Source organism: Pseudomonas sp. OE 28.3 (genome assembly GCF_014268205.2).
GTDB lineage: Bacteria > Pseudomonadota > Gammaproteobacteria > Pseudomonadales > Pseudomonadaceae > Aquipseudomonas > Aquipseudomonas edaphica.
This window is the reverse complement of the sequence record NZ_CP077082.1, coordinates 376,334-401,104: the sequence shown is the minus strand read 5'-3', so window position 1 is coordinate 401,104 and position 24,771 is coordinate 376,334. Positions and strand designations below refer to the sequence as shown.

At 61.7% G+C, this 24,771-nt stretch carries 20 protein-coding genes; 2 read left to right on the top strand and 18 right to left on the bottom strand.

The genetic code is table 11. The annotated features are described in order from the left end of the window. Window positions 1-2: 2 nt before the first annotated feature. The 14 genes from pgaB to HU759_RS01655 form a co-directional block, all read right to left on the bottom strand. Window positions 3-2,000 carry a poly-beta-1,6-N-acetyl-D-glucosamine N-deacetylase PgaB gene (pgaB, locus tag HU759_RS01720; protein ID WP_138449396.1) on the bottom strand — a complete coding sequence of 666 codons (1,998 nt, stop codon included), beginning with the start codon at window positions 1,998-2,000 and terminating at the stop codon, window positions 3-5. Window positions 2,001-2,012: 12 nt separating this feature from the next. Continuing rightward, on the bottom strand, window positions 2,013-4,493 hold the full coding sequence (gene pgaA / locus HU759_RS01715) for a poly-beta-1,6 N-acetyl-D-glucosamine export porin PgaA (RefSeq protein ID WP_186617822.1): 2,481 nt from the start codon (window positions 4,491-4,493) through the stop codon (window positions 2,013-2,015). 297 nt (window positions 4,494-4,790) lie between these two features. After that, a complete protein-coding gene (locus tag HU759_RS01710; protein WP_017136594.1) occupies window positions 4,791-6,287 on the bottom strand; it encodes a YdgA family protein in 1,497 nt (498 codons plus the stop codon). A 147-nt stretch (window positions 6,288-6,434) separates the two neighbouring features. Next, entirely contained in the window at window positions 6,435-7,067 is a 633-nt protein-coding gene (locus HU759_RS01705) for a hypothetical protein (protein ID WP_026013660.1), read from the bottom strand. Window positions 7,068-7,147: 80 nt separating this feature from the next. Further along, window positions 7,148-8,590, bottom strand: coding sequence for an efflux transporter outer membrane subunit (locus HU759_RS01700; RefSeq protein ID WP_138449628.1), 1,443 nt, complete (start codon window positions 8,588-8,590; stop codon window positions 7,148-7,150). Further along, on the bottom strand, window positions 8,587-9,477 hold the full coding sequence (locus tag HU759_RS01695) for an efflux RND transporter periplasmic adaptor subunit (RefSeq protein ID WP_017136597.1): 891 nt from the start codon (window positions 9,475-9,477) through the stop codon (window positions 8,587-8,589). Before HU759_RS01695 ends, HU759_RS01700 begins: the two co-directional genes overlap by 4 nt. Continuing rightward, window positions 9,474-9,683 (bottom strand): DUF1656 domain-containing protein, encoded by a 210-nt coding sequence (locus HU759_RS01690; protein WP_016969155.1) that lies wholly within the window; start codon window positions 9,681-9,683, stop codon window positions 9,474-9,476. The genes HU759_RS01695 and HU759_RS01690 overlap by 4 nt, the downstream gene beginning before the upstream one ends. Beyond that, complete coding sequence (locus tag HU759_RS01685; protein WP_186617821.1) at window positions 9,680-11,758, bottom strand: FUSC family protein; 2,079 nt, start codon at window positions 11,756-11,758, stop codon at window positions 9,680-9,682. Before HU759_RS01685 ends, HU759_RS01690 begins: the two co-directional genes overlap by 4 nt. After that, a complete protein-coding gene (locus HU759_RS01680; protein ID WP_017136599.1) occupies window positions 11,755-12,171 on the bottom strand; it encodes a MarR family transcriptional regulator in 417 nt (138 codons plus the stop codon). The genes HU759_RS01685 and HU759_RS01680 overlap by 4 nt, the downstream gene beginning before the upstream one ends. A 292-nt stretch (window positions 12,172-12,463) precedes the next feature. Continuing rightward, the gene (locus HU759_RS01675) at window positions 12,464-12,877 is read right to left on the bottom strand and encodes a hypothetical protein (protein WP_143521893.1); all 414 of its coding nucleotides are present in this window, start codon (window positions 12,875-12,877) and stop codon (window positions 12,464-12,466) included. 138 nt (window positions 12,878-13,015) lie between these two features. Next, the gene (locus HU759_RS01670; RefSeq protein WP_099549579.1) at window positions 13,016-13,453 is read right to left on the bottom strand and encodes a hypothetical protein; all 438 of its coding nucleotides are present in this window, start codon (window positions 13,451-13,453) and stop codon (window positions 13,016-13,018) included. Next, window positions 13,450-14,103 carry a hypothetical protein gene (locus tag HU759_RS01665; protein ID WP_099549580.1) on the bottom strand — a complete coding sequence of 218 codons (654 nt, stop codon included), beginning with the start codon at window positions 14,101-14,103 and terminating at the stop codon, window positions 13,450-13,452. Before HU759_RS01665 ends, HU759_RS01670 begins: the two co-directional genes overlap by 4 nt. Window positions 14,104-14,342: 239 nt before the next feature. Continuing rightward, window positions 14,343-14,588, bottom strand: a complete 246-nt coding sequence (locus tag HU759_RS01660; RefSeq protein ID WP_170039356.1) for a DUF2789 domain-containing protein — start codon at window positions 14,586-14,588, stop codon at window positions 14,343-14,345. A 33-nt stretch (window positions 14,589-14,621) separates the two neighbouring features. After that, on the bottom strand, window positions 14,622-16,232 hold the full coding sequence (locus tag HU759_RS01655; protein ID WP_099549582.1) for a glycosyltransferase family 39 protein: 1,611 nt from the start codon (window positions 16,230-16,232) through the stop codon (window positions 14,622-14,624). A 194-nt stretch (window positions 16,233-16,426) separates the two neighbouring features. Between HU759_RS01655 and HU759_RS01650 the strand changes: the two genes are divergently transcribed. Both HU759_RS01650 and HU759_RS01645 read left to right on the top strand, forming a co-directional pair. Continuing rightward, entirely contained in the window at window positions 16,427-18,583 is a 2,157-nt protein-coding gene (locus tag HU759_RS01650; protein ID WP_186617820.1) for an outer membrane assembly lipoprotein YfiO, read from the top strand. Next, window positions 18,580-19,284 (top strand): DUF3142 domain-containing protein, encoded by a 705-nt coding sequence (locus HU759_RS01645; RefSeq protein WP_017136611.1) that lies wholly within the window; start codon window positions 18,580-18,582, stop codon window positions 19,282-19,284. The genes HU759_RS01650 and HU759_RS01645 overlap by 4 nt, the downstream gene beginning before the upstream one ends. A 116-nt stretch (window positions 19,285-19,400) precedes the next feature. Here the strand turns inward: HU759_RS01645 and HU759_RS01640 are convergent, their stop codons facing one another. The 4 genes from HU759_RS01640 to HU759_RS01625 all read right to left on the bottom strand — a co-directional run bounded on the left by HU759_RS01640 (window position 19,401) and on the right by HU759_RS01625 (window position 24,771). After that, a complete protein-coding gene (locus HU759_RS01640) occupies window positions 19,401-20,852 on the bottom strand; it encodes an efflux transporter outer membrane subunit (RefSeq protein ID WP_186617819.1) in 1,452 nt (483 codons plus the stop codon). Beyond that, window positions 20,849-21,907 (bottom strand): HlyD family secretion protein, encoded by a 1,059-nt coding sequence (locus HU759_RS01635; protein WP_186617818.1) that lies wholly within the window; start codon window positions 21,905-21,907, stop codon window positions 20,849-20,851. Before HU759_RS01635 ends, HU759_RS01640 begins: the two co-directional genes overlap by 4 nt. Before the next feature lie 15 nt (window positions 21,908-21,922). Next, window positions 21,923-23,458 carry an MFS transporter gene (locus HU759_RS01630; protein ID WP_186617816.1) on the bottom strand — a complete coding sequence of 512 codons (1,536 nt, stop codon included), beginning with the start codon at window positions 23,456-23,458 and terminating at the stop codon, window positions 21,923-21,925. Between the two features lie 392 nt (window positions 23,459-23,850). Further along, a complete protein-coding gene (locus tag HU759_RS01625; protein ID WP_017136615.1) occupies window positions 23,851-24,771 on the bottom strand; it encodes a LysR family transcriptional regulator in 921 nt (306 codons plus the stop codon).

The following is a 24,771-nucleotide window of genomic DNA, read 5'->3' as shown; positions in this document are numbered from 1 at the left end:
GATCAAGGGTTCCACTGGTTGGAAAGGGCCGGACGAACTGTCTTCAGGTCCGGCGAATTTTCCAGGAAGTTATCCGGGTAGTAGCCAAAGCTCTTGACCCCCTGGCGTTTGAGCACGCCCATCCATTCGGCCATCTGCGCGCCCTTGATATCCGGCGCTTCTTTGGTCCGCCAGTCTTTGGCTTGCAGCTCGAACACGGTTTTTTCCAGCGCGCCGGGGCGCGCCTTGACCGTGGCGACGAGTTTTTCCAGCCAGGCGTTGGAGGTTTTCAGCTCCTGGCCTTCCATCAATGGCATGGCCATGGGCGCAGTCCAGTCGTAGGCCTGGAGGAAGTCGTCGAGGTTCTGCGCGAACCAGGCTTCGCTGGCCGGGTTGAGCATCGGCTCGGCAAAGATATTGCGTGCGGTCGCCACTTGCGGGCCACCGATGGCGCGAACCTTGGCGGTCAGCTCGTTGGTGAAGTCGATCAGGTAGCGGCTCTTGAAGCGCGTCCAGCGTTGCATCACTGCAGGGTCTGCACGCAGCGCGGCAATGCTGCCCGGCAGGCCGTTGGCAGCATAAGCCTTGAGCGCAGCGGGGCTGGCGTCTTCGAAGTCGGAAAGCACGGCGTCGTCGTGGTACAGCACACCGTCGATGGCATTGTTGCGCGCCAGGTCTTCATAGATCTCGCCGATGATCTTGCGCACCTGCGGGTCGAACGGCGACAAACGTTTGTATTGGTCCGGGTCGGTGCCGACCTGGCCGGTTTGCGGGTCCCAGCGGGTCACACGCGGCAGCTTGGGGTCGAGGGCGAAACTCAGCACCGGCATCCAGGCATACACAGCCGCGTGGGCACGGGTGTGCAACTGCCAGGAGACGCGGTTGAACAGGTCGGCGCGCACCGGCAAGTGGCGGTTAGGGAAGTACAGCGAGTGCACCAGGCCGTCGCCTTTGGGGTCGGCGAAGGCTTGCAGGAATACAGTGCCCGCGCCCATGTCCACCACACGTTGTACAAGCTGGTCGAGGTTGCGCGCTTGTTGGGCCGGGTCGGGGTCGTAAACGTTGTCGAGGTCCACGTGCAGCACCCGCAGCGGTGCCTGGGTTTGCACGGCCACCATGCTATTGGCGAAATGCTCGCCGTCCGGGTCCGAAGCCACCAGGAAGCGCGGGCTGTTCATCAGGTTGCCGAGGCTGTCGAGGCCGTCTTCCAGGGTCAGCGCCATCTGGTAGCCCTGCTCGCCGACAATCGCCAGCGAGGTGCCTTTGGCGGCGCCGTAAGGCCACACCCACACCCGAGGCGCCTTGCCGGTCACGCTGCGGATCTTGTTAGTGATCGCCGCGACATCAGCCCGCATGCGCGCATCGAATTTGGCTTGGTCTTCATAACGCCCGGTGGCCGGGTCAAAGCGCAGGCTGGTCGCCGCCGGCTCCAGGTTGCCCTGGGGGTTGGCCAAAATCCCTTTGTGGTTGTTGTCGGTGTGCGCGGCGATTTCCACCAGGCCCGACTGCGACACTTCACGAATCTGCTGCCAGGTGAGGAATTCCCCACGCGGGCGCGGCGAGCCGGCGAAGTCCACCGGTTGATTGAGCGGCGTATCGATCCAATACCCCACCGGCGCCAGCAAGGCTGGCCAATGATAGGCGCGCAGAATCGGCATCACGCGGGTGTAGAAGCTGGAATAGCCGTCATCGAAACTGAGCATGATGGCTTTGGGCGGCAACTCGGGGCCGCCGTTGCGTGCCGCCAGGATCTGGTCGACGCTGACCGCCTGGTAGCCGTTCTCGCGCAACCACGCCAGTTGTTCGATCAAACGCTCGGTGCGCACCGCCACCACCGCCTGGTCGGGGTCGCGATCCTCGACATCGTGGTAGGCAATGCCCAGGAAATGGTTTTTCGGCCACGGCGCTTCGTTGGCCAGTATCGGCCGCTCGGCGGGTGGAGTGAAAGGCGCGGGTTGCTGGGCACAGGCACTGGCCAGCATTACACCCAGGACCAACAAGCAACGGCAAAGGACGGTCATGGTCAGGCTCTTTTAGAAACGGTAAGTGAGGTCGACGAGCAAGCGCAGATCGCGTTCGCGATCACCGTCATAAGGTCGGCTGATCAGGCTCAGGTTGGCGCCCACGTCCAGTACATCGTTCCAGCGAAAACGTTGGCCATAGCCGATCAAACCGACGCCACCGGTGGAATAATCCCGTTGGCTGTACGTACCTGCACCGAGCTGGAACTGCTGACTCCACTGAGTCTCGTAGCGGTGATAGAGCACATGATTGACCGTGACCGTGGGCAACACGGTGAAGTCGGATTTGGGGTTGAAGTACACCGTGTCTTCTTTGGTGTTGTGGCTAGTGCCGACTTCCAGGCCCAGGTCTACCTGCACGCCGGGCGCGCTGTAGATGCCCTCGCGGCCAGTCAGTACGGCTTCGAAGCGGTTGTTGCCATCGCTGAAGTGGGACGGGCTCAGGGCCAGTTTCCACTCGCGGCTTTCATTCGCGCGCCAGCGAATAAAGCCACTGCCGCCGTTGGCGGTGACATCGGCATTCAACGCTCGCAGCGGCGTGGTAGTCAGCAGGTAGCCGAGGCTGCCGCCGTACTGCCAGTTGTCGTTGATGTCGCGGGCAATCGACACGGCCGCACCCTGCTTGGAGCCATAGCCGTAGGAGTGGTTGGACACTTCGGCTTCCAGGGTCATGTCGCGGGTGCGACGCTCCACACCGACGCGCTGCCAACGGTGTTGGCCGGTGCCTTCGCTGAAGTCGGCGGTGGCGTAGCCGGCACCGGCGAACAGGCGCCAGTCTTCATCGATAGGCGGCGTGTAGAGCACGCTTTCGATGCCCCAGTCACGGCTGCCGGCCACTGCGCCGGCGTTGTTGTTATTGCCGCCGCCGTAGCTTTTTCCGGTGTAGGCCTCCACGCGCAGCTCGGCCATGTCGTGCACATCCCGCAGACGGCTCAGGCGCTGCACTTGGCGGCTGTCCGGGTTGCGGGCCAGCACGTCATCGGTGAGCACGTCCATTTGCCGCCATTCCTGCAGGTCCATGGCAGTGTAGGCCTGGCTGACTTCCAGGCCGATATCCCGCGGGGTCTGGGCTTCGGTTTCCTTGAGGATGCCCTCGGCGCGGCGTGGCAGGTCGCGGGCGCGGTACATGTCGGCCTGGGCCAGGCGCAAGCCGACATTGCCGGGAGCTTTGGCCACCAACGCGTCCAGGCCGGCTTCGCTGCCCGGCAGGTCACCGCCGTAGACGCCGGCCTGGGCCGACAGCTGTTGCGCGTCCATCCAGGCGTCGTTGGGGTTACCAATGGGCAAGCCCTTGAGTTCGACTCGAGGTTTCTGGCTAGTGGCGAGGCTGTTGGCGACTTCGCGCGCGTCGGCGCCTTTGTCGCTTTCCTGCAAGGTGTAGAACAAGGCCGTGGTGTCTTCGACCCGATCATCGGGTTCGGCATCGGCAGCACTGATCACCTCGCGGTACAACGGCTCGGCTTTTTCCGGCAAGCGCTGGTCGAGGTAAGACGCGGCGACCCAACGCAGGGCATAGGTCGGCAATTGCACGCCTTCGCCCTTGAGGGTTTCGTAGTCGCGGATCACATCGGCGGTGCGTGCCCGCGCCTTGAGGGCACCCAGGCGGTCGATGCGCCAGCGCACCACATCATCATGGGCACTTGGGTCCGGGGTCCAGCGCGCGAGCAGTTTGTCGTAGTCATTGAGGGCGCGGTCGGCAACCACGTAGCGTTCTTTTTCGGTGCGGGTGGCGAACTCGGCCATGCGCACGCGCTCGGCGGCGAGGTCACCTTCGAGGCGGCGCTGGGTCACCGCGTCGAGCAGGCCCGGATGTTTGGCCGACAGGCGCAGCGCCGGCTCCGGCAGGCGGGCCTTTTGCAGGGCGACGATGTATTCGCGGACCACTTCAGGCTTGTCACCGGCGCGAGTAAAGGCTTGGTCGAACTCGAACAAGGCGTCGTAGTTCAAGCCTGCGCGGGTCAGCGCATAACCCAAGGCCATGCGGCGGTTGGGGTCATTGGGTTGCGCCGCCACCAGTGCGCGCAAGCGCTGCACGGCCGTCGTGGCCTGGCCGCCGTCGGCCTGGGTCAGCGCCTGGCCCAGCTGCAGGTCGACATTGCCCGGCTCACGCACCAGCGCTTGCTGGTAAACCGCCAGAGCCTGCGGCCACTGCTTTTGGTTGCGATAAGTGCGCGCCACCGTGGCCAGCGCCTGGGTGGTGAGGTTACGATTTTTGCCTTGGACCTCGTAGACCTTCAACACTTCGGCGTCTTGCCCTGCCCAACCGGCAATCACCAGGTGATCGCTGATCTGGCCAGGTGTCTGGCGTTCAGGCGGCAGTTGGCGCAATTGGGTCAGCGCGGGAGTGAAGTTGCCGTTACGCGCCTGGATAATCAGCGCGTCATAGGCTGGGTCGGCGAAGGCAAGGCTGGGCGTCAGCAATTGGCTGCATAAGGCGGCCCCAACGAGCAGGCGCAACCGGCCTGAAGCACTGGTGGGTAGTGTTCGCAGCATATCGTGAGCTTCCTTACACACGGAAAGCTATAACGATAGGTGGTCCTGAGCAAAACGCATCAGGGTGCCGGCGTCTCGTGACCCGGCCTAGCTTTCCTGTAGGAACTATCTCTTAGGAAAGTAGAGAAATGCCCAAATCAGAACAATTGTTCAGAATTATCCAACCGCAGAAAAACCAATGGAGGCCAAGGCTTGCCTGAGCTAAGCAGCCACAACCGGCCTGTATGCCGGTTGTTTGACTGCCGCTTCAGGTAAACCCACGCCTCCAATATTTATTTCTTACCGATGTAAGAAATCTTACTGCGCGCCGCTGACCGCACCCGCTTTGGCCATCACAAAGCCAATGAATTGCTCCACGGTCATCTTCTGGCCATTAAACGTCACTTCGTTGTTGGCGTAGTGCAGCTTGGAAACCACGTCAGTACCCACCAGGGTTGCCAACTGAGTACCAACGGCCATGCCACTGACCATCTCGGCCGCCATCTGTGATTGCTGTTCGATGGCTTTAGGGTCGGTCACACCGCCCACTTCCGCTTGCAGGGCAGCGACGTCGCCGATCATCGGCTTGGACAGGGTCAGGTTGGCATCCAGCAGCGCGATAACCTGCTTGCCCAGCTCAACCGGTGGCAATTCCATCGAGGTGGGCTTGGTCAGGTCTACCACCAGGTTGAATTTGCTTTCACCGTGGGTGGTTTTCAGCGACAGGTTTTCCACTGCCACTTGCGGCTTGGCGGCCAGCACCTGGTTGACGTTGGCCTCGGCCAGGGTCTGCTCGGCTTCGGTCAGTTGCAGCTCAGGCACCGGTTGGCCGGCAGCCGCGGCGGCTTGCACCGGCTGCATCTTGTCCTGGTAGAGCTTGGTCAGCACCAGCATCGCCGGGATGTCGATGTTCTTCATGCTCAGGGCCATGGCGGCCGAACCTACAGGTTTACCCTGGTAGCCGATTTCGTCGATCTTGTAGTCGACGCGGCCTGCCAGGTTGTTGTCCTTGGTTTCGCTGGTGTCTTTTTGCTCGAAGCCCTTGAGGGTCAGCACGGCTTTCTGCGGGCCGAAGGTGACTTTTGTGTCGGTCAGCTCAACGGTGTTTTGCCCGGTGTAGAAACCGAAGGTGGATTTTTCCAGGTTGCTGGCCACGGTCAGGCCGGACAGTTCGGCTTCAAGCGGCTGGCCATTGGCGTCGATCACTGCAACCTTGAGGCTGTTCATGTAGCCGCTGGCCTTGACCTTCTGGCCTTCGGCGCTGCTGTCGAAGTCCAGGTTGGCGCCCGAGAAGCTCACCGAAGACTTGTCGTCCTTGATGTCCAGCGGCAGCAATTCGACGTTGCCGTCGACCGAGCGGTTGTAGCCGATATTGGCCACGCCCTTGAGCGGCGACACGTCTTTGCTGGCGGCGAACCATTTTTCGGTGGTGGCGTTCTTTTCCAGCGCATAGTGACTGGTGGCCATGACCGGCAGCCACTTCAGCGTCACCAGGCGCGAGAACGGCAGCGGGCCGTGTTCGATATGGTCGACGAACAGCAGTTCAGGGTTCGGGTTTTCTTCACCGAACACGCTGCCTTGGCCTTTAAGGCGGTAGTGCGCGGTGCTGCTGAACAGGCCACGATCCAGGGACACCAGCTCCAGGTTCACCGTGCCATCGACGCCGGCCATAGAGGTCTGCAGTTCTTTGTTGGCGTTCTGGATGGCAGTTTGCAGCACCGGCTCCAGTTGCTTACCGGTGTACCAGGCGCCGCCTGCACTAATGGCGCCGACGGCGACAACGAAACCCAAGAAAACAACTGCTGGCTTATTCATGAAGTGACCTGATCAAATCCTGTGAGAAGTGGGCTGTCTTCCTTGAACCCCGAAGGGGTTGGCTCAAGCCCGCCGAAAACGGGGGAAGATTAGCACTGGCGGCCGATAACGGCCCAGCTTTTCAGAGAGGTCAGGTCAGCGGTTGGTTCACGAGTATTCCAATTCAACCTCATCGAGTTGGTGATCGAAACTCTTCAAGCGTGCGGTCCAGGTGTACACCAACACCTCAAACTCGCGGTGTATCACTGTGTTGCTGGGGGTATCGGCCTTGGGGTCGCAGAAGTCCAGCTGGTAGCGTTCCCGCGCCATTTGCGTAGCCACGTCGGACAATTCCCGGGCGTTATTGAGCCAATGCCTACCGTCGGCGACCTGTTGGTCGAGCAGCACACATTGTTTTTTCAGGGCCTCGAGGCTTTTTTCCAGCGGCGTGCCGGTGAGCTCGCCCATGACTTCCTGGAAAGTACGCCCGGGCTGCCAGTAGCTGCCCCAGAAATAGCGGTCGAACACGGTTTCGACGCGGCGCAGAGCAACCTTGGTGTCCCAGATCGCCACGCGGGTCTTGCCTTGTTGAAGCAGCTTTTTTTTCACCCGTTGATTTTGATAGGACGCCCAGGCCACCACGCCGATGGACAACGTGCCGATCACCAGACAGGCGCTATCGAGAAACACCATGGCCTTGTCGAGTTGGTGGGCAAGCATGACGCCGTAGAAATAGGCAGCCGATAGCAACACCAGTGCGAAAAGCACGCACCAGAAAGCGGGAGCATAAGGGTTTTTCATTATTGGAATCCCCATGAGCAAACGCGAACTTTGTCAGACGGGCCTCACGGTGGCCCGCCTGTCAAAGCATAGCTTTTCGCTCAGGGTTTGCCGGGTTGTGACGCCTGCGTTCGTCCGCTTTCCCAACCGCCGCCCAAGGCCAGGAACAGATCGATCTGGCTCATGGCAACTTGCGTGTTGGCCGCTGCCAGCTGTGCACGTACATCGGTGTAGGTGCGAGTGGCCTGCAGGTCGGCCAGGAACGAGGCACGGCCGGCCTGGAAGAAGCGGTGCGTCTGCTCCGAGGCTTCCTTTGCGGACGCACCGGCGTCGGCCAGGGCGTCGCGGCGTTGCAGTTGCGCGGTGTATTGCGCGAGGCCGGTCTGGGTTTCGCGGATGGCATTGAGCACCACGCCATCAAAGTGCGCCAGGGCGCCCTGGGTCGCGGCTTCGGCTTCGTGGATACGTGCGCGGGCACCGTTGGTCGGCACTGTCCAACTGATCAGCGGGCCAAAGCCCCAGCGATTGGTCGCTGGTGTGCCGAGGTCGTCAAGAATGCCGACCGTGCCCACCGTGGCGCCGATGCTGATGTCCGGGTACAACGCACCGGTGGCCACGCCGATACGGGCGGTGGCAGCCGCCAGTTGGCGTTCGGCCTGGCGCACGTCGGGGCGGCGCTTGAGCAGTGCTGCGCCGTCGCCCACAGGCAGCAATTGGGCGATATGCGGCAGCTCGGCGCAGGTGCCGGTGCCTGCGGGCAGTTGGTCCACCGGTTTGGCCAGCAGCATCGACAAGCGGAACAAACCCGCCTGACGCGATGCTTGATAGCGCGGGATCTCGGCGCGCAAGGATTTGTATTGGGTCTGCGAGCGGGTCACCTGGGTTTCGTCACCGCGCCCGGCGTCGCGCAGGCGCTGGGTGAGCTTGGTGCTCTGGCCTTGCAGGTCGAGGGACTCATTGGCAATCGCCAGCTCTTCATTGGCCGCACACACCTGGGTGTAGGAGCGCACCACATCTGCCACCAGGGTGATGCGCGCAATATCGGCGGCGGCCTGGGCCGCATCGGTGCTGGCCTGGGCACTCTCGATGCCACGCTGCAAGGTGCCGAACAGGTCAAACTGGTAGGACGTGCTGATGCTGGCGCTGCCGATGTTGGCCACCGGGACTTTTTCCGTCAGCAAAAACGCTTCGCCCGATTCCTGCAGGCGCTGGGCTTCCGCCTTGGCGCCAGCACTCCAACCGCCTGCGGATTCAGCCTCTTGGGTCTGGAAACGCGCGCGTTGCAGGTTGGCGGCAGCCACGCGCAAATCGGTGTTGGAGGCCATGGCCTGGCGCACCAGCTCATCCAGGCGCGGGTCGTTGTACAGCTTCCACCAATCGGCTGGCACCGGCGCCGACACCACGTTGTTGCCCTCGCCCGCGAGCTGCCCTTGCAGGTCGCCACGGTTGATGGCGGACGTTTCCGGCAGCTTGTAATCCGGGCCTACCACTTGGCAGGCCGACAGCAGCAAACCCAGCGCAGCGGTTGCCAGCAGCTGCTTCATGGTTTTTCTCCGTCTTTGACCTTATCGCCGATGATCGACACCGTGGCCGTGCGTCCGGCGATCATACGAAAGTCCGCCGGCACATCATCAAAGGCAATACGCACCGGAATCCGTTGGGCCAGGCGCACCCAGCTGAACGCCGGGTTGACGTTAGGCAGCAGGTTGGAGCCGCTGGTGCGGTCGCGGTCTTCGATACCGGCGACGATGCTCTGCACATGGCCACGCAGACGGGCGTTGTCGCCGATCACGCGGATATCCACGGCCATGCCGACGTGGATGCCGTCGAGCTTGGTCTCTTCGAAATAACCGTCGATGTGGAAGGAGTTGCTGTCCACCACCGACAGCACCGGGCGCCCGGCGGTGACGAATTCCTGGTTGCGCGGCGCACGGTCGTTGACGTAACCGTCCACGGGGCTGCGGATCACCGAGCGGTCAAGGTTGAGCTGGGCGGCGTCCACGGCCACTTGCGCCTCGGCCAGGGCCGATTGGGCACGGGCCACGCGCGACTGACTTTCTTCCAGTTGTTCGCTCGGCACCAGGTTGCCCAAACCACGGTTGCGCTTGTACTCGCGGTTGGCCTGGGCCAGGGTTTCCTGGCGGTCGGCCACGGCGGCCTGGGCTTGGCGCAGGGCCAGCTTAAAGCGGTCCTGGTCGACGGCGAACAGCACCTGGCCCTTGGTCACCAACTGGTTGTCGCGCACGTCGACTTGCTGGATCAGCCCGGACACGTCCGGGGCGATCTGCACGATGTCGGCACGGATATGCCCGTCACGGGTCCAGGGCGCAAACATGTAGTACATGACCATGCGCCACACAACGACGACAGCGAAGGTCACTATCAATAACGTCAGGACGACACGGCCGATGGTCAAAAAAGGTTTTTTCATGTCATGAGGTATCGACTGAGTGAGTCCACGGCGCCCAGTAACAGCGCGTAGAGCCCCACATTGAACAATGCCCGGTGCCAGACCAGGCGATAGAAGTGAATGCGCGTCAACAACCCGTGCACCACCAGAAACAACACATACGTAATGCCCATCAGCACCAGCAGCGTGGGCAGGAACACCCCGCTGATATCCAGATCACCGATCATAAAGGCGCTCCATCAGGCAGCGGCGCTTGCATTTCGGTGCCGCCAATAAATTCCACGCCGGGCAGCAACGACAGGCGCAGGCCGGCCAGTGCGTGCAGCAGATGCAGGCGGGTGTCATCTTCGTCTTGCAGGCCATGCCCGTTGAGGGCGCGGCGCGTGCGGTCGAGGGTCATCAGCAGACCGCTGGGCGCGGGCAAGCGTTCACCCGCTTTAAGGCAGGCCTTGAAGTAACCGCCCACGCCTTCCACCACTTGGTTGAGCAGCACCCGTGGCACGCCGTAGATGCGTGGCGCGTAGGCCAACAGGTCAAGCAGGTTCAGCGCCACGCGCAAATCGCGCAGGGCGCTGCCGGTGTCCTGGCCGATCAGGCCCAGGCGCGGCAGGTGCTGCATCAGGCGGTCGAGCATTTGCACAGCCATGTGGCGGTGTTCGGCCAGGGTTGCAGGCTCGGTGAGCGTTACGATGTCGCGCCAGCTGAAACGCGTCAGGCGCTTGGCCGCCAGTTCGGCGCCGAACGGCCGTGCGACCAGCGTCCACACAAAGGCGAACAGCAAGCCCACTGGCCCGGCCAGGTTGACGTTGGCGAAGTTGAGGAAGTCCGCGTCGTAGGCGCCCTGGATGCTGATAAACGAGGAGGTGTTCACCAGCGTCAGCAGCATGCCCAGGTAAAAACGCGGCTGCACCGTGAGCGTGCCGATGCAGATAAACGGCACCGCAAACGCCAACACCAGCATGGGGAAATCATGCAGGTTGGGCAGCACCAGAAACAGGTACAGGCTGGCAAACAGCACCGACATGGCGGTCCAGAAAAAGAACCGGTAGATCTGCGGCGCCGGGTCGTCCATGGAGGCAAAAAAGCTGCAGGCCACGGCAGCCAGAATCACTGCGCTGCCGCCGTCGGTCCAGCCCAGGAGAATCCACAGCACCGAGGCGACAATGATCGCGGTAACGGTGGAAAACGCCGAGTAGAACATCAGGCCACGGTCGAGGAACGGCGTGAGCCGGCCCAGGCGCCAATGGCGGTAGACGGCGCGCCAGGTGTCCTGGCTTTCGCACTGGATGGCGGCCTGCAGGCTGCGGCAGTCTTGCCACAGGTCGACCCATTCGCCGAGGCGATACAGGGCGTTGGAGAACAGCAGCGTGTGGCGGTCGTCCAGTGCTTCGCCCTGTGGCTGCGCGGCGTCGATCTTGTCGCGCAACACGCGCCAGCGTTCCAGCGGTGCTTGCTCGGTGGTGCTCTCCAGCCAGGCGTTGGCGTCTTGCAGCAACGGCGTGAACCGGTCGAGAAACTCGGGGGCGCGGTGTTCGATCGCGTAGACCGCATCGTCCAGCGCGTCGATCACCGGCAGCAGGTGAATCATGCGCCCGCGCAGTTCCTTGGTGTTGCGCACCGTCTGTGGCCGAGCGCCTTCGTGGGGCAACTGGCCGATCATCAGTTCCAGGGTGTTGAAGGTGGCGACCATGCCGCCGCGCAAGGTGCTGATTTCTTCGGGCGCAACGTTACGGGTCAGAAAGCGCTGGCTATAGACCTGGGCGTCGGCAAACCACTTGGCCACCGAGCCATCAAACACCGGCATCAGGCGCCGCGGCCAGAACATTGCGCCTACTACGGCGGCCACAGCAATGCCGAGGAAAATCTCTTCGGTACGCGCTTCGGCCACATCCCACACCGCCAGCGGGTTATCCACTACCGGCAAGGCGATCAGCGGCAAGGTGTAGCCGGCCAACATCAGCGCGTAGCTGTTGGCGGTACGCAGGTGCAAAGACAAAAACAACAAGGTGCCGGTCCACAGCGCAATGATCACCACCAGCAGGTACGGCGTCTGAATAAACATCGGCACAAAAAACACCGCCGCCGCCGCGCCCATGAAGGTGCCGATGGCGCGGTACAACGCCTTGGAGCTGGTAGGGCCGACAAACGGGCTGGAGACGATATACACCGTGGCCATCGCCCAATACGGACGCGGCATTTGCATAAGCATGGCGATGTACAGGGCGATCATCGAAGCGGCGAAGGTGCGCACGCCGTAGAACCAGTCGCGGGCCGGCGGCATGCCGGTAAAAAATCCGTTCAAGAGGTCGCCTCAGCCGCCTCGAAGGCCTGCAGTACACGCAACGCCGCTTCAAGGTCGCCGTGGGCGATGTCCGCCAGCACTTCCTGGCGCAGGCGCACCAGTTGCACTTCCACCGCCTGCACCAACTCGCGGCCGCGCTCGGTGAGGCTCAAGGCCTTGGCGCGACGGTCATGGACGTCTTCGGTACGGCACACGTAACCGTCATGGCACAGACGATCAAGTAGGCGCACCAACGACGGGCTTTCCATGCCGGATGCCTGGGCTACTTTCACCTGGTGCACACCGTCGCCCAAGCGGCCGATCATCAACAGCGGCACGGCGCAGGCTTCGGAAATACCATAGCTCACCAGCGTGGTCTGGCAGATTTTGCGCCAGTTACGGGCGCCCACCACCATGCTGCTGCTGAGGTTCATATGGAGCTGTTCGAGGGTTTGGGACACTGGATTGTTCGCATACAGTTAGTTTGCTAACTATCAATATGGTGGATGGATCCAAAGCCGTCAAGTTTTGAAACACTTTTGTGATGGGTGGTGGGGTTGTGGATAAGTAAAGCGGGTTTAAGAGCGAGCGTTGGATTTCCGGCAGAACAAAACACCTGGGGGAGCTGGCTTGCCTGCGATAGCGGTAGATCAGTCGAGGTCGATGTTGACTGAACCACCGCCATCGCAGGCAAGCCAGCTCCCACATTTTGGACCCGTGTTGGCCTCAGACTGGCTGTTCGGCCTGAGCATCCAAGCGGCGCTGGATTTCGCCCATCATGTCCAAGCCATCGCGCAACGAAACCAGTGCTGCGGTGACGAGGTGATGAAGGTTCTTGCTGTCCGTTTTGGCGCTGAGCGTTTCCAACAGCTCGGTGCCGATACGCACGCGGCTGCGGGCTGTTTCATGGAGCAGGTGCGAGGGCGCAAACGTGTTGAATGCCAGAACGGGAACGCCGGTGGGATTGGTTTGAAGCGGTTTGTATTGGTCCATCGATAAAGCCTCATAGATAAGATTTTGACCACCCGTCCCCGTCGCCAAACGAGTATGGGTGGCAGCTGTACGCAGGTTGGCGAACCGGTTATCTATGAAACCCGGCAGATCCGAAGATCTCCCGCGCACAGCCGCCATAGAACTCATGTATCCGCCAAGCGGAGAACACGGAGTTAGAGCGCTGTAACGCGTCATAGAATGCGGATCGCCAAATCCGATCGCCGATGTGCGGCGACGGGGCGAACTATAGGGGGGATGGTTGAAGCTGTGCAACTGGCTTATCGACTAACGCCGACTGCTGGAAACGTCAGATTTCTTGCCCCATCGCCAGACGCTCCAAACCTTCATGGCCTCGGACGCGACGACTAGCACCGCCATCACCACCACGCTGTAGCCTGGGACTAACTGAGCGCCTATAAGCAGAAGAGCAACTGAAGGGATGAAAAAAACTAACCGTAACGGGGTTTGAAGGTAAACAAGCCAGCGGACCTTTTGACTACTGAGAAGAAATAAAAAACAGGACGCTACTATCGAGATCTGCAGCAACATGACAAAGCCAAAGGTGTAAATCTGCAGCACGCTGTGGTCACGCAAAACCCATAATGCGCTCTCGATATCGCTCAAGTAAGGAACTCGCCCCTCCACCGCACTGGTGACCCAATAGCGAACCAGATAGATGGCATCCATCGCTCCCCAAAACCAAAAGACCTGCTTGCGCGTCACTGTTTGGCATCCTTGTATTCATACGCTGTGTCCGGTGTCACAGGCTGCCAATGCCAGGATTTCCCACCCTGTTGCCAATTGTCATCTCCCTCCAGATAGCGTTGCTTGATTTGCCGCAGCTCCCCGTATCGGCGCTCAACCGATCTGTGGGTGAGCTGGTCATCACGACTATCCAAGCGGACCCAGCGCTGCGTCATGACCCTGGTGGTGTTCGCAAGATCTTTCCCGTCGGATAAGAACATTCGTCCTTCGTCACCCATAGATGCCAGCCGGTTTGCGGCCAGGATTGCAGTATTTTTAACCCCATCGTAATCGATACTTACCTTTTCCCATTTACCAGGCCCGACATAAAGTCGGCGCCCCATCAAATGCCCATACTTAACACGGCATTCTCGACTTAAAGGAAGAAAAGGCCTGTCCATTACGAACAGCCAATCACCGGACGCCAACTTGTCCAAAACTCGGCGCTGATCGTTATCCCCTGAACACCGAACAGGAGAAACATTGCACTCGGCTAGCAGCTCGCACAGCCCCTGCAATGCATAAGGCGCGCGAAAGAACTCCCTTACCTTGATACCAGCAAAGTAGGGGGTTTCGATTTTGGTGAGATCATAGTTTTCAATTTCTTTGTGAGGGATCAGACGCTGCATGATGTGGCCATAAAAGGAAATCAGCGTCTGTAAATAGCGGGCTCCTCATTCTGGCGACTATCGTCCGCTTCTGTTTAACCAATAGGAAACTTCCCAAGCTGTCCCACTTCTCACGAGGAGCATGGGAACAATCAGACAAAACACCTGTGGGAGTTGGCTTGCCTGCGATAGCGGTGGATCAGTCGAGGTTGATGTTGACTGAACCACCGCCATCGCAGGCAAGCCAGCTCCCACATTTTTTACACGCCGCGCCCTTCCCGCAGTAACAGATTCAGCTCATCCACCACTTCAGCCCAATCCGAATCGTCGAGAATTTCTTCGCGTAAAAACGCCTTCTGGCCGGGCGTCCAAAAGAACGCATCCGCGAGATGTAATTCCGGCTTTAGCGGCGAATGCACTGCCACAAACTTCTCAATACTGGCCGGGTCATCCGGCAGCCCGAGCTGTTTGAACAGTGATGGCAAGCTGTGCACAGGCGATTCCATGGCGAACTCCAGGTCAAGAAGACTTAACTGAGTCTAGCGGCAACCTTCAGGTTGCGGCTGCGCCCCGTTGCACAGCACGAACAGTCGCGCCCTCGCACCACCGCCATCCTGACGGCTCAACTCACGCCAGCCTTCAGGTAAGGGCGCGAAATCATCCGGCGCTTCGTTGCTGCTGATCAGCCAGACGCGGTGGGTATCGGCAGGCAATGCCGACAGGCGGTCGAGGTAAATGCGCCCGCCGTCCTGGTCGACCAATGTGCCGAAACCGTAGGCGTTCGGGCGGGTCGGCGTGCCGTCGGGTTTGGGCGGCGTATAGAGCTGCAATTGGGCGTCGGTCTGGTCGTAATACACGTAGCTGAGGTACCACAGCATGTCGCTGAGAACGATGCGGTCGTCTTCCTGGTAATTACGATTGACGAATTCCACGGGCACGTTGAACTGGTCATGTTCATCGACGGTGAAGTTGTTTTTGAGCCCCATCAACTCGACACCGACAAACAGCGCGAACAACGCTACGCCCAGCCATGACCAGCGCGCCGGCAGGCGATCAATGGCCAGCGCCAACAGGATGGGCAAACCCAAGGCGTACACCGTAAGGTAACGCTCGATAAACACCGGCGAAACGAACGAAACCGCGTACACCAGCAGCAGCGGCAGCAGGAAAAACAGCGCCAGCAGGCTGGCCGGGCGATGGCGTTCGCGATCCTGCCAGGCGGTGATGCTCACCACAGCAATCAGCAACAATGGGACCAACCAGAACAACGGCGGCCAAAAGCCGGTGCCCTCGTCCTGGACAATGAATTGCCAGATCATCGACGGCAGTGAAAACAGGTTGACCGGGTCTTCCCAGCCGATGTCCCCGCCCACCTTCAGTTGCTCAACGTGTTGCACCAGGCCCAACACATTGGGTAACCACGGCAGGTACGCCACGACGATCGCGGCGTTGGCCACCCACCACGCCGGGCGCCTGAGCAGAGACTGGGCGGGCGCCTGGGCCGAGCTCAACAAGGCCAGGTAGGCCCAATGCACCAGCACACACAGAGCAGTGAAATAATGGGTGTAGAAACCGGCGCTCATCAGCACGATATACGCCGCCAGATAGCGCGTGCGCTCGGGCTGGCGCACCCAATACACCAGCGCCAGCGTGGCGCCCAGCAGCCATACGGCCAACAGCGAATACATGCGCACTTCCTGGCTATAACGCACCGCCGTGGGCAGCAGCGCAAGCAGGATCCCGGCGAGCACGGCGGCACGCCGGGTAGCCAATTGCCGCGTCAACCAGATGCCCAGGCCCACTGCAATCGCACCGGGAATCGCACTCATGCTGCGAATCGACCAGATACTGTCACCGAACAGCTCGATCCAGCCACGCAGCATGAAAAAGTACAACGGTGGGTGCACATCATGGGCGGCGTGAAACCACAGGTCACCGGCAGCGTATTCGCTGAGCAGCAGGCTGGAGCCTTCGTCACCCCAGATTGCGGCGGACGTCAGGTTGTAAAAACGCAGAGCGACGGCCAGTACCAGGATCGGTACCCACCACAGACGGCTCATCCAGCCGGCAACGTGCCAGCTACTCGCGACGCGATCAAATGCGGACAATGCCGCCACCTTTTCATCTTGCTCCACCACAGACCGTCGCACCTCGATTCCCCTACCATCGCCTTTTCCGGCCGGCCAAAAAGCCCTGCGCGTGAATGACCGCCACTCTAGGACAAAAACCCTTTATTCGCTGCTGGAATCGGACAAATCAGCGATTTGTGTAGACCTTCACCGAAGCATTTGTCAGATCACGCTATTATTGCGTCCTTCAAAGGACTCAGGATCAAGGACACGTCATGCGCATCGGTTTTCTGTCACCACTGACCCTGGCATTGCTCGCCAGCCTTTCCTTCCAGGCCCAGGCCAGCGGCGATGACTCGTGCTACCCCGACTGGCGGGTCTCACGCGACAGCCTTGAAGGCTGCAGCAACCTGCCCTTCCTGAGCCCGGGCAATGACAGCCGGGTCAACCTGCGCCTGTTGCTGGCGGATAAACAGGTGGCACCGCTGACGCCCAACGCACTGGGCGAGACGGACCTTGAAGAGGGCTTCGGCCCGGTGCCGTTCCCGGTGTACCGCCTGACCCCGGTAGCCGACGCCGCCGATGAAAAAACCGACGTGGCACCTACGCCCAGCAAACTCGATGAGCTGCTTGCGCCGTTGGGCATTCAGCGTGAAGGCGACAAGGCGGCGGGTGACGCCTTCCTGACCGGCGAAGGCAGCCGTTGCCGCAGCAATGATGAAAGCAGTGCCACGGCGTTTATCAGCCAAGTGGTTAAAGCCGACGTGCCCGACGCGGAGCGCCAGCTGCTGGCCAAGGGACGTGTACAGATGCTCGGCGCCTGCACCTGGGACGGCGCAAGCCTGGGCGACCCGGAGCAGATCCAGTCCACCGCCGGCCGCGAACTGCGCACTTACCTGCAAGCCGCCGGTGACTTCTACAGTGGCCGTTTCGCTGATGCGCAGCGCGGTTTTGTTGCCGCCGCCACCGGCAGCCTGCCGTGGGTCAAGGAAACGGCGTCCTACATGATCGCCCGCACCGAGTTGAACCAGGCCCAGGAAAACGCCTTCGACGAATACGGCATGCCGCAATTGGAGCATGTGGATAAGTCGGTGTTGGCGAATGCCGACACCAGCTTCAACCTCTACCTGAAAACCTATCCACAGGGCAAATACGCTATCTCTGCCCAGGGCCTGCTGCGCCGGGTGCATTGGCTGGCGGGCGATACCGACAAGCTGGCCAACGACCTGGCCGCGCAGTTGAGCGCCAAACAGCGCAATGTGTCGCTGGACGACCTGGTGCAGGAAGCCGACAACAAGCTGCTCAGTGCCACCCAAAAACCTTCGGCCAACCCACTGATGCTGGCCGTCAACGACTTGATGTGGATGCGCGCCGGCAACCCGCCGCAGCTGAGCCGCGCGGCCCTGGACGCGCAAAAGCCGGTGTTTGCCCAGGAGCCGGCGCTGTACGACTACGTACAAGCGGCGTTTGCCTTGTACGTCGAACATCAGCCCGATAACACTTTGAAGTTGCTGCCTCAGGACGTGCCCGCCAGCCTCGACTACTTCGCCTTCAGCCAGCAAACCCTGCGCGGCCTTGCCCTGGAAGCCAAGAAGGATTGGCAAGGTGCGCAAGCGCTGTGGCTGAAGCTGCTGCCCCTGGCCAAGCAACCTTTGCAGCGCGACCAGTTGGAACTGGCGCTGGCGATGAACTACGAGCGCAACGACCAACTGGCCAACGTGTTCGCCAGCGATTCGCCGATCAGCGCCAAACAGGTGCGCTACATCTTGCTGCGCAACATCGCAGGCCAGGAACTGCTACGCCAACAGATCACCCAGGCCAGCGACCCGGTGGAACGTGCCACCGCCCAGTTTGTGTTGCTGTACAAAGACCTGATGCGCGGCCAGTACGCCACCTTCGCCGACGACCTCAAGCAACTGCCGGCATCGGCGCCCGCCGACAAGCTCGGCACCAGCCTGGGCTATGTCTATGGCGATGGCCGCTCGCTGCAGTTGTTCCAGTGGAACGGTGATAAGGCGGAGTCCGGCTACGCCTGCCCGAGCATTGCGCAAATCGCCAGCACCCTGCAGGCCGATGGTAAAAACCCCAAGGGCTTGAACTGCCTGGGTGAGTTCATCCTGCGCAATAACCTCGATGGCATGCCACTGGACCAAGTGCGCGCCGCCGCCAGCCTGGGCAGCACCGCCTCGCTGTTCAAGGGCGAGACCTTCTCGCGGCTCGACGGTTACCGCCAGGTCATCGCCAACCCCAAGGCGCCGCACAACGACAAGGCCTACGCGCTGTTCCGTGCGATCAACTGCTATGCGCGGGCCGGTTATAACGGCTGCGGCGGTGTAGACGTGGATAAATCCGTGCGTAAAGGCTGGTTCCGCCAGCTCAAAACCGGGTTTGCCGACACCGAGTGGGCCCAGTCGCTGAAGTACTACTGGTGAAGCACCTGTGGCTAGGCTTGCTGCTCCTGGCAAGCCCGGCCTTTGCCGGCGTTGACGCCCGCGACTACGATGCCTTCTGGCTGTGGAGCGGGGTCACGCCGCAGCCGGTGCTCAAACAGGCGAAAACCCTGTACATCCTCCAGGGCCAGATCAACTCCACGCGCCGTGCGCCGCAATTGGGTGTGCAGTTTATCGCCCAAGGCATCAGCGTACCGCGCATCACCCAAGGCGAGGTCTGGGTGGTGTACCGCGCCCACACCCTGCACTGGCCCGAGCGCGTCTACACCCAACTGCTCGGCCAGGTGCAACGCTGGCGCGATGCGGGCAACCCGGTGGTCGGCATCCAGATCGATTTCGACGCCCGCACCCAGTACCTGCACGAATACACAGGCTTCCTGCGCGACCTGCGCCAACGCCTGCCTGCTGACCTGCGGCTGAGCATTACCGGCCTGATGGACTGGAGCAGCAACGCCGACCCAGCCGCCATCGCCCAGCTCAAAGGCGTGGTCGATGAAGTGGTGGTACAGACCTACCAAGGGCGCCACAGCATCCCGGATTACGCGGCGTATTTGCCACGGATGAACCGGCTGGGGCTGCCGTTCAAGGTGGGGCTGATTCAGGGTGGCGTATGGGAAGAGCCGGGGTATTTGAAAGGGAGTGAATGGTTCAGGGGGTATGTGGTGTTTTTGCAGAACCCTTAAATCACGCAATATTCCATGTGGGAGCGGGCTTGCCCGCGATGAGGGTGCGTCAGTCAACATAACGTTGGCTGAACTACCGCTATCGCGGGCAAGCCCGCTCCCACAGTGGGTTATGTTCAGCCTGCCGGAATGGAGGCTGTCGCGGGGTAGACCGACTCCCAGCCACCGCCCAACGCCTTGTACAGCCCCACCATCGCCAGCGACACGCCGGTGGAGCTTTCTACCCACTGCTCCTGCGTGGCCAGCAGCGCGCTTTGCACGGTGAGCACGTTGACGAAATCCACCACGCCTTCGACGTACTGCTGTTGTGCGGTGCTCAACGCGATCTGGTTCTGGCGCACCGCTTCAGCGAGGCTGTCGCGGCGCAGTTGGCTGGCGTTGTAGCGGGTCAGTTGGTCATCGATCTCATGCCAGGCACGCAGTACGGTTTGCTGGTACGCCAGCGCCGCTTCCTGTTGCTGGGCTTCACGCAAATTCAACATGCCTTGCAGGCGCCCGCCATTGAACAGCGGCAGGCTGAACTGCGGGCCGAAGGCAAACGCGCGCGAGCCCCAGGAGCCGAAATCAGAGAGTTGCAGGGCCTGGGAGCCCAGGCTGCCGGACAAGGTGATACGCGGGTAAAAATCACCTTTTGCCACGCCGATACTGGCGGTGGCCGCATGCAGGCGCGCTTGCGCCTGGCGAATATCGGGCCGGCGTTCGGCCAGCTCCGAGGGCAAGCCGATGGCGACCTGGCGCGGGGTTTGCGGCACGGCGGCGTCCTTGGACAATTGCGCATGCAGCGCTTGCGGCGGCTCGCCCATCAACAGGCTCAGGGCATTGATCAGTTGATCCTGACGCTGCTGCAAGTCCGGTAAACGCGCTTCGATGGCGGCGACCTGGGCGGCGGCTTCAGCCACATCCAGGTCGGTGGCCACGCCGTCGGCCAGGCGCAGTTGCGAGAGTTTGAGGCTATGGCGAGCGACCTCGAGGTTTTGCTCGGTGACAGCGCGCGTGTTCTGCACGCCGCGCAGCTGGATGTAGTCCTGGGCGGTTTCGGCGAGTACCGACAACAACACGGCGCGGCGGTCGTCTTCGGCGACTTGCAGGGTGGCGTCGGCGGCTTCGGTTTCGCGTTTGACGCGGCCCCAGAAGTCCAGCTCCCAGGCAGCGGAGAAGCCCATGTCCCATTGGTTGTAAGCAGATTGACCGTTGTTTTTGGACGGGTCGCTCAAGCCTTTGCCGCTGTTGCGCTGGCGCACGTAATCCCCGCTGGCGTTGACGTTGGGGTAACGCTCGGCGGTGGTTACCTGACGCACGGCGCGGCTTTGTTGCAGGCGGCTGCTGGCCAGTTTCAGGTCGAGGTTATCAGTGAGCGCACGACGCGTGAGGGCCGAGAGCTCTGCATCGTGAAACACGTCCCACCAACGCTCCTGCAAAGGGTCGGTCACCGCGTGGCTGGCTGCCTGACGGCCCTGGGGTTCGCGCCATTGGGTGACTTGCTGGCCTTGGGGCCGCTGGAAATCCGGGCCGACCGTGCAGGCGTTCAGGCTGATCAGGCTCAAGGTGAGCCAGGCAAATGACTTCATTGCTGGGCCACCTCACGCGACTGCGCGACGGGCCGGGTGTCGACTGTGGCTTGCACCGACATGCCCACGCGCAGGCGTTCAATATGGGGCTGGTTCGGCTCCAGGATGATCTTCACCGGAATGCGCTGTACCACCTTGGTGAAGTTGCCGGTGGCGTTGTCCGGCCTGACCGACGCAAAGGTCACGCCGGTGGCAGGCGCCAGGCTCTCCAGATGGCCCTTGAGCAACTCGCCGTCGAGGCTGTCGACGCTGAGTTCTACGGCTTGGCCGGCATGCATATGCGACAGTTGCGTCTCCTGGTAATTGGCCACCACATAGGCCTGGGCCAACGGCACGACCGCGAGGATCTTGCTGCCCGGCGTCACATAGGCGCCGACGCGCACCGCACGTTCACCGACCATGCCATCCACCGGCGCGACAATGCGTGTGTAGGACAACTGGTAGCTGGCCATTTCCAACGCTGCCTGGGCGCGTTTGAGCCCACCTTCCGCTGCGTCTCGCTGGGCGGTGAGGATTTCCACTTGCTTGCGTTCGGCCGCCAGTACGGCCGTGGCTTTGGCCAGGTTTGCGGTGGCCTGGTCGATACGCGTCTTGGCTTGCTGGGCGTTCTGCACGGTGCCTGCGCCCACGCCGGCGAGGTGGTTGTAGCGGTTCAGTTCGTGCTCGGCGAATGCCACTTCGGCACGGTCGGCCGCGACAGTGGCCTGAGCCTGGGCGATCACCGAGCTTTGGCGCTCCAGGGTTGCGGTGGCGTTCTTCAATTGGGCTTGGGCGACCAAGGTGTCGGCGTCGGCGGCCTGGGCGGCAGCGCGAAAATCGCGGTCGTCGATCAACGCCAACAGCTGGCCGGCCTTGACGCGCTGGTTGTCTTCGACCAGCACTTCCTTGATGAAGCCCGCCACGCGCGGCGCCACCAGCGTGAAGTCGGCGGCGACGAAGGCGTCGTTAGTGGTCTGGCGCTTGCTGCCCAGCACGCCCGGCGCGACCAGATAAACCAGCACGCCGACGGCAAACACAGCAATAACGGAGACGGCAATTTTGTCTTTGCGTTTCATGAGAAGTCCTTGGGGCTAGGTCGGTGCGCGAGGCGGAAAGATCCGCGTGGGCATCCAGAAAATCAGCAGGATCAACGCCACCGCGACACCGGCCATGACGTAATAGAGGTCCGAAGAAGTCAGCACTACCGCCTGCTGGTGCAGGCGCTGCGCCAGGCCCGGCGCGTCGCCGTCGGCCAGGGGCGAGTTGCCCAGGTGGTCCACCAACAGGGTCGAATGGAAGTGCTCACGCTGGGTGGTCAGCGTGTCCAGCACGGCCGTGGCGATGACCGCCGCGAGGCCTTTGACGGTGTTGAACCAGGCCGAGGCGAACGGCCCGTCCATCGGCTGGATGCTGCCGGTAGAGAGCATCAGCAGCGGCAATACGGCCATGGGCTGCCCGAAAATCTGCAGCAGGTACCAGCCATAAAAATCGTCGCGTATCCACGCCGAGGTGAGGTGCGAACTGCCGATGCAGCACAGCACCAGCATGCTCAAACCAATCCCCAGCACCCAGCGGCAGTCGACCCAACGCAGGTTGCACAGCGCCGCCACCAGCGGCAGCGCGATCAATTGCGGCAACGCCATCAACAGCATCACCGGCGCGGTTTGCAGTGGTCGGTAACCCTGCACCTGGGCGAGAAAACTCGACGGAATGATGATCACCGAGGTCAGTACCATCAGCACACCCGCCAGTACGATCAGGGCGAACGCCAGGTTGCGCAGGCCGAGCATCTGCAACTTGAAAAACGGCACGGGGTGCGACCATTCATTGAGCATGAACAGCACCAGCAACACGCCGCCGCCGATCAGCAAAAAGGTGATCAGGCCGGACTCGAACCAGTCCAGGCGATTGCCCTGCAACAGCCCGATCACCAGCATGCAGATCGCCGGAAAACCCAGCAGCAGGCCGCGCCAGTTGAACTGCTTGAAGCGCTCCAGGCGCAGCGGGTCTTGTGGCAAGCCGTAGGCCACCGCGACCATCGCCAGCAGGCACGGCCCGACGATTTGCCAGAACGCCCATTGCCAGCCGACGTATTCGGTCCATAACGCCGCCAGCGGCGTGCCCAGGCTCGGGCCGAAGGTGGCGGTGAGTGCGTAACCGGCCAGGCCGTAGAGCTTGACGTGGGCCGGCAGGAAACGCAGCGCCACGGTCATCAGCATGGGCGGCAGCGCACCGCCGGCCAGGCCTTGCACGGTGCGCAGCACCAGCAGGCTTTCGTAGTTCGGCGCAAACGGGCACAGGATGCCCAGCAGGGTAAACAGGCCGATGGCGCACAGGGTGAATCGGCGCAGCGAAAACGTCACCGAACACCACGGCGCAAAGGCCATGGCCGCCACGGAGGTGGCCGTGTAGGCCGCAACCAGCCAGGTGCCTTCGTCAAAGCCGATGAACAGCGCACCGCGAATATCGGCGAGGGCTACCTTGGTGACCATCTCATTGAGACCAGAGACCAGCACCGCCAACAACACACCGACCAAGCCGATGATGATGCGCGGGCCGAACACAGGTGGGCTCAGGGCGGTAGGTTTGGCTGCAGCCTGGAGAGCGGGGGCAGCGAGGGATGTCATGAACGCGCAACTCGGAATTAGAAATACCCGAGCAGTTTAAGGGGGCGCATACATGACAAAAAAGTTACTTGTTGGAAGCTTATAAGTGCGCCAGACGCAATCCTCATGGGGTTAGGGGCAACTGCCCTGTTGTAGCGAGCAGGCTTGCCCTGCGTTGGGCTGCGAAGCAGCCCCAGTAAAGGCACTGCAGTTTTTCCTGAAACTACTCAGCGTCTGGGTTTGGGGCCGCTTCGCAGCCCAACGCAGGCGGTGCGACGATTCGACAAGCCTGCTCGCCACAAGGGTAATTGGCTGCCTTTAAAAGTTGTGTAAGCGGTGGGTCAGGCAATGAATCCCTACACAGTCAGACCGACATCGCAGGCAAGCCAGCTCCCACATTGATCGAGTGCACTTCAGCTGGGCTGGGCTTCGAGCCAGGTGGCATGGCAGCTCTCGCGCATGGTTTCGCGCAGCCATTTATGGGCCGGGTCTTTGTCGAAGCGCGGGTGCCAGGATTGGGCCAATACCAACGTCGGCAAGGAGATAGGCAACGGGAAGGCGCGCAATGGCAGGTTCAGGCGGTTGGCGCTCAGCAAGGCTTCCTTTGGCACCGGCAGCAGTAGATCAGAATCGGGCAGCATGAACATCGCGCCGTGAAAGCCTGGGGCGATCATTGCCACGCGGCGCTCCAGGCCTTGGGCATTCAGCGCAGTGTCAATCGGGCCACGGGCGATGCCGCGTCGCGAAATGCTGATATGGGAATAGCTGGCAAACCGTGCGGCGGTGATTTCTTCGTCGAACAGCGGGTGATCTTGCCGCGCCAGGCCAACAAAGGTGGTGGAAAACAAATTCTGTACCTTCACCTCTGGGCTGGCCGGCAACGTATTGCTCACGCGCAGGTCCAGGCGCCCTTCGCGCAGCGCGTCGTCGTCGGTATCACCTTCGGGCACAAAGCACAGCTCGCACAGCGGCGCCATGCGCTCCATGGTGTCGAACAACCGACCGCCGTACACGCCAACAAAAAAGTCATTGGCCCTCACGCTGAAGCGGCGGCGCAAGGTGCTGAGGTCTACCTGGTCCGCGGAGCGAAACAGCAACGCCGCCTGTTCCACCACGTTGCGCACCTGGCCTTGCAGCTGCAAAGCCTTGGGCGTCGGCACCAGGCCGCGACCGGCCCGCACCAGGATCGGGTCGCCCACCGCCTCGCGAATCCGCGTGAGCGTGCGGCTCATGGCCGCCGGGCTGAGGTTCATCCGCCGCGCCGCGCCGACCACACTGCCCTCGTCGAGCAAGGCGTCGAGGGCGACCAGCAGGTTCATGTCCGGTAGTTGCAT

Coding starts and splice junctions, on each gene's coding strand:
- pgaB (WP_138449396.1), bottom strand. CDS start 2,000: ATGACCGTCCTTTGCCGTTGCTTGTTGGTCCTGGGTGTAATGCTGGCC.
- pgaA (WP_186617822.1), bottom strand. CDS start 4,493: ATGCTGCGAACACTACCCACCAGTGCTTCAGGCCGGTTGCGCCTGCTC.
- HU759_RS01710 (WP_017136594.1), bottom strand. CDS start 6,287: ATGAATAAGCCAGCAGTTGTTTTCTTGGGTTTCGTTGTCGCCGTCGGC.
- HU759_RS01705 (WP_026013660.1), bottom strand. CDS start 7,067: ATGAAAAACCCTTATGCTCCCGCTTTCTGGTGCGTGCTTTTCGCACTG.
- HU759_RS01700 (WP_138449628.1), bottom strand. CDS start 8,590: ATGAAGCAGCTGCTGGCAACCGCTGCGCTGGGTTTGCTGCTGTCGGCC.
- HU759_RS01695 (WP_017136597.1), bottom strand. CDS start 9,477: ATGAAAAAACCTTTTTTGACCATCGGCCGTGTCGTCCTGACGTTATTG.
- HU759_RS01690 (WP_016969155.1), bottom strand. CDS start 9,683: ATGATCGGTGATCTGGATATCAGCGGGGTGTTCCTGCCCACGCTGCTG.
- HU759_RS01680 (WP_017136599.1), bottom strand. CDS start 12,171: ATGAACCTCAGCAGCAGCATGGTGGTGGGCGCCCGTAACTGGCGCAAA.
- HU759_RS01675 (WP_143521893.1), bottom strand. CDS start 12,877: ATGAGTTCTATGGCGGCTGTGCGCGGGAGATCTTCGGATCTGCCGGGT.
- HU759_RS01665 (WP_099549580.1), bottom strand. CDS start 14,103: ATGCAGCGTCTGATCCCTCACAAAGAAATTGAAAACTATGATCTCACC.
- HU759_RS01660 (WP_170039356.1), bottom strand. CDS start 14,588: ATGGAATCGCCTGTGCACAGCTTGCCATCACTGTTCAAACAGCTCGGG.
- HU759_RS01650 (WP_186617820.1), top strand. CDS start 16,427: ATGCGCATCGGTTTTCTGTCACCACTGACCCTGGCATTGCTCGCCAGC.
- HU759_RS01640 (WP_186617819.1), bottom strand. CDS start 20,852: ATGAAGTCATTTGCCTGGCTCACCTTGAGCCTGATCAGCCTGAACGCC.
- HU759_RS01635 (WP_186617818.1), bottom strand. CDS start 21,907: ATGAAACGCAAAGACAAAATTGCCGTCTCCGTTATTGCTGTGTTTGCC.
- HU759_RS01630 (WP_186617816.1), bottom strand. CDS start 23,458: ATGACATCCCTCGCTGCCCCCGCTCTCCAGGCTGCAGCCAAACCTACC.
- HU759_RS01625 (WP_017136615.1), bottom strand. CDS start 24,771: ATGCAACTACCGGACATGAACCTGCTGGTCGCCCTCGACGCCTTGCTC.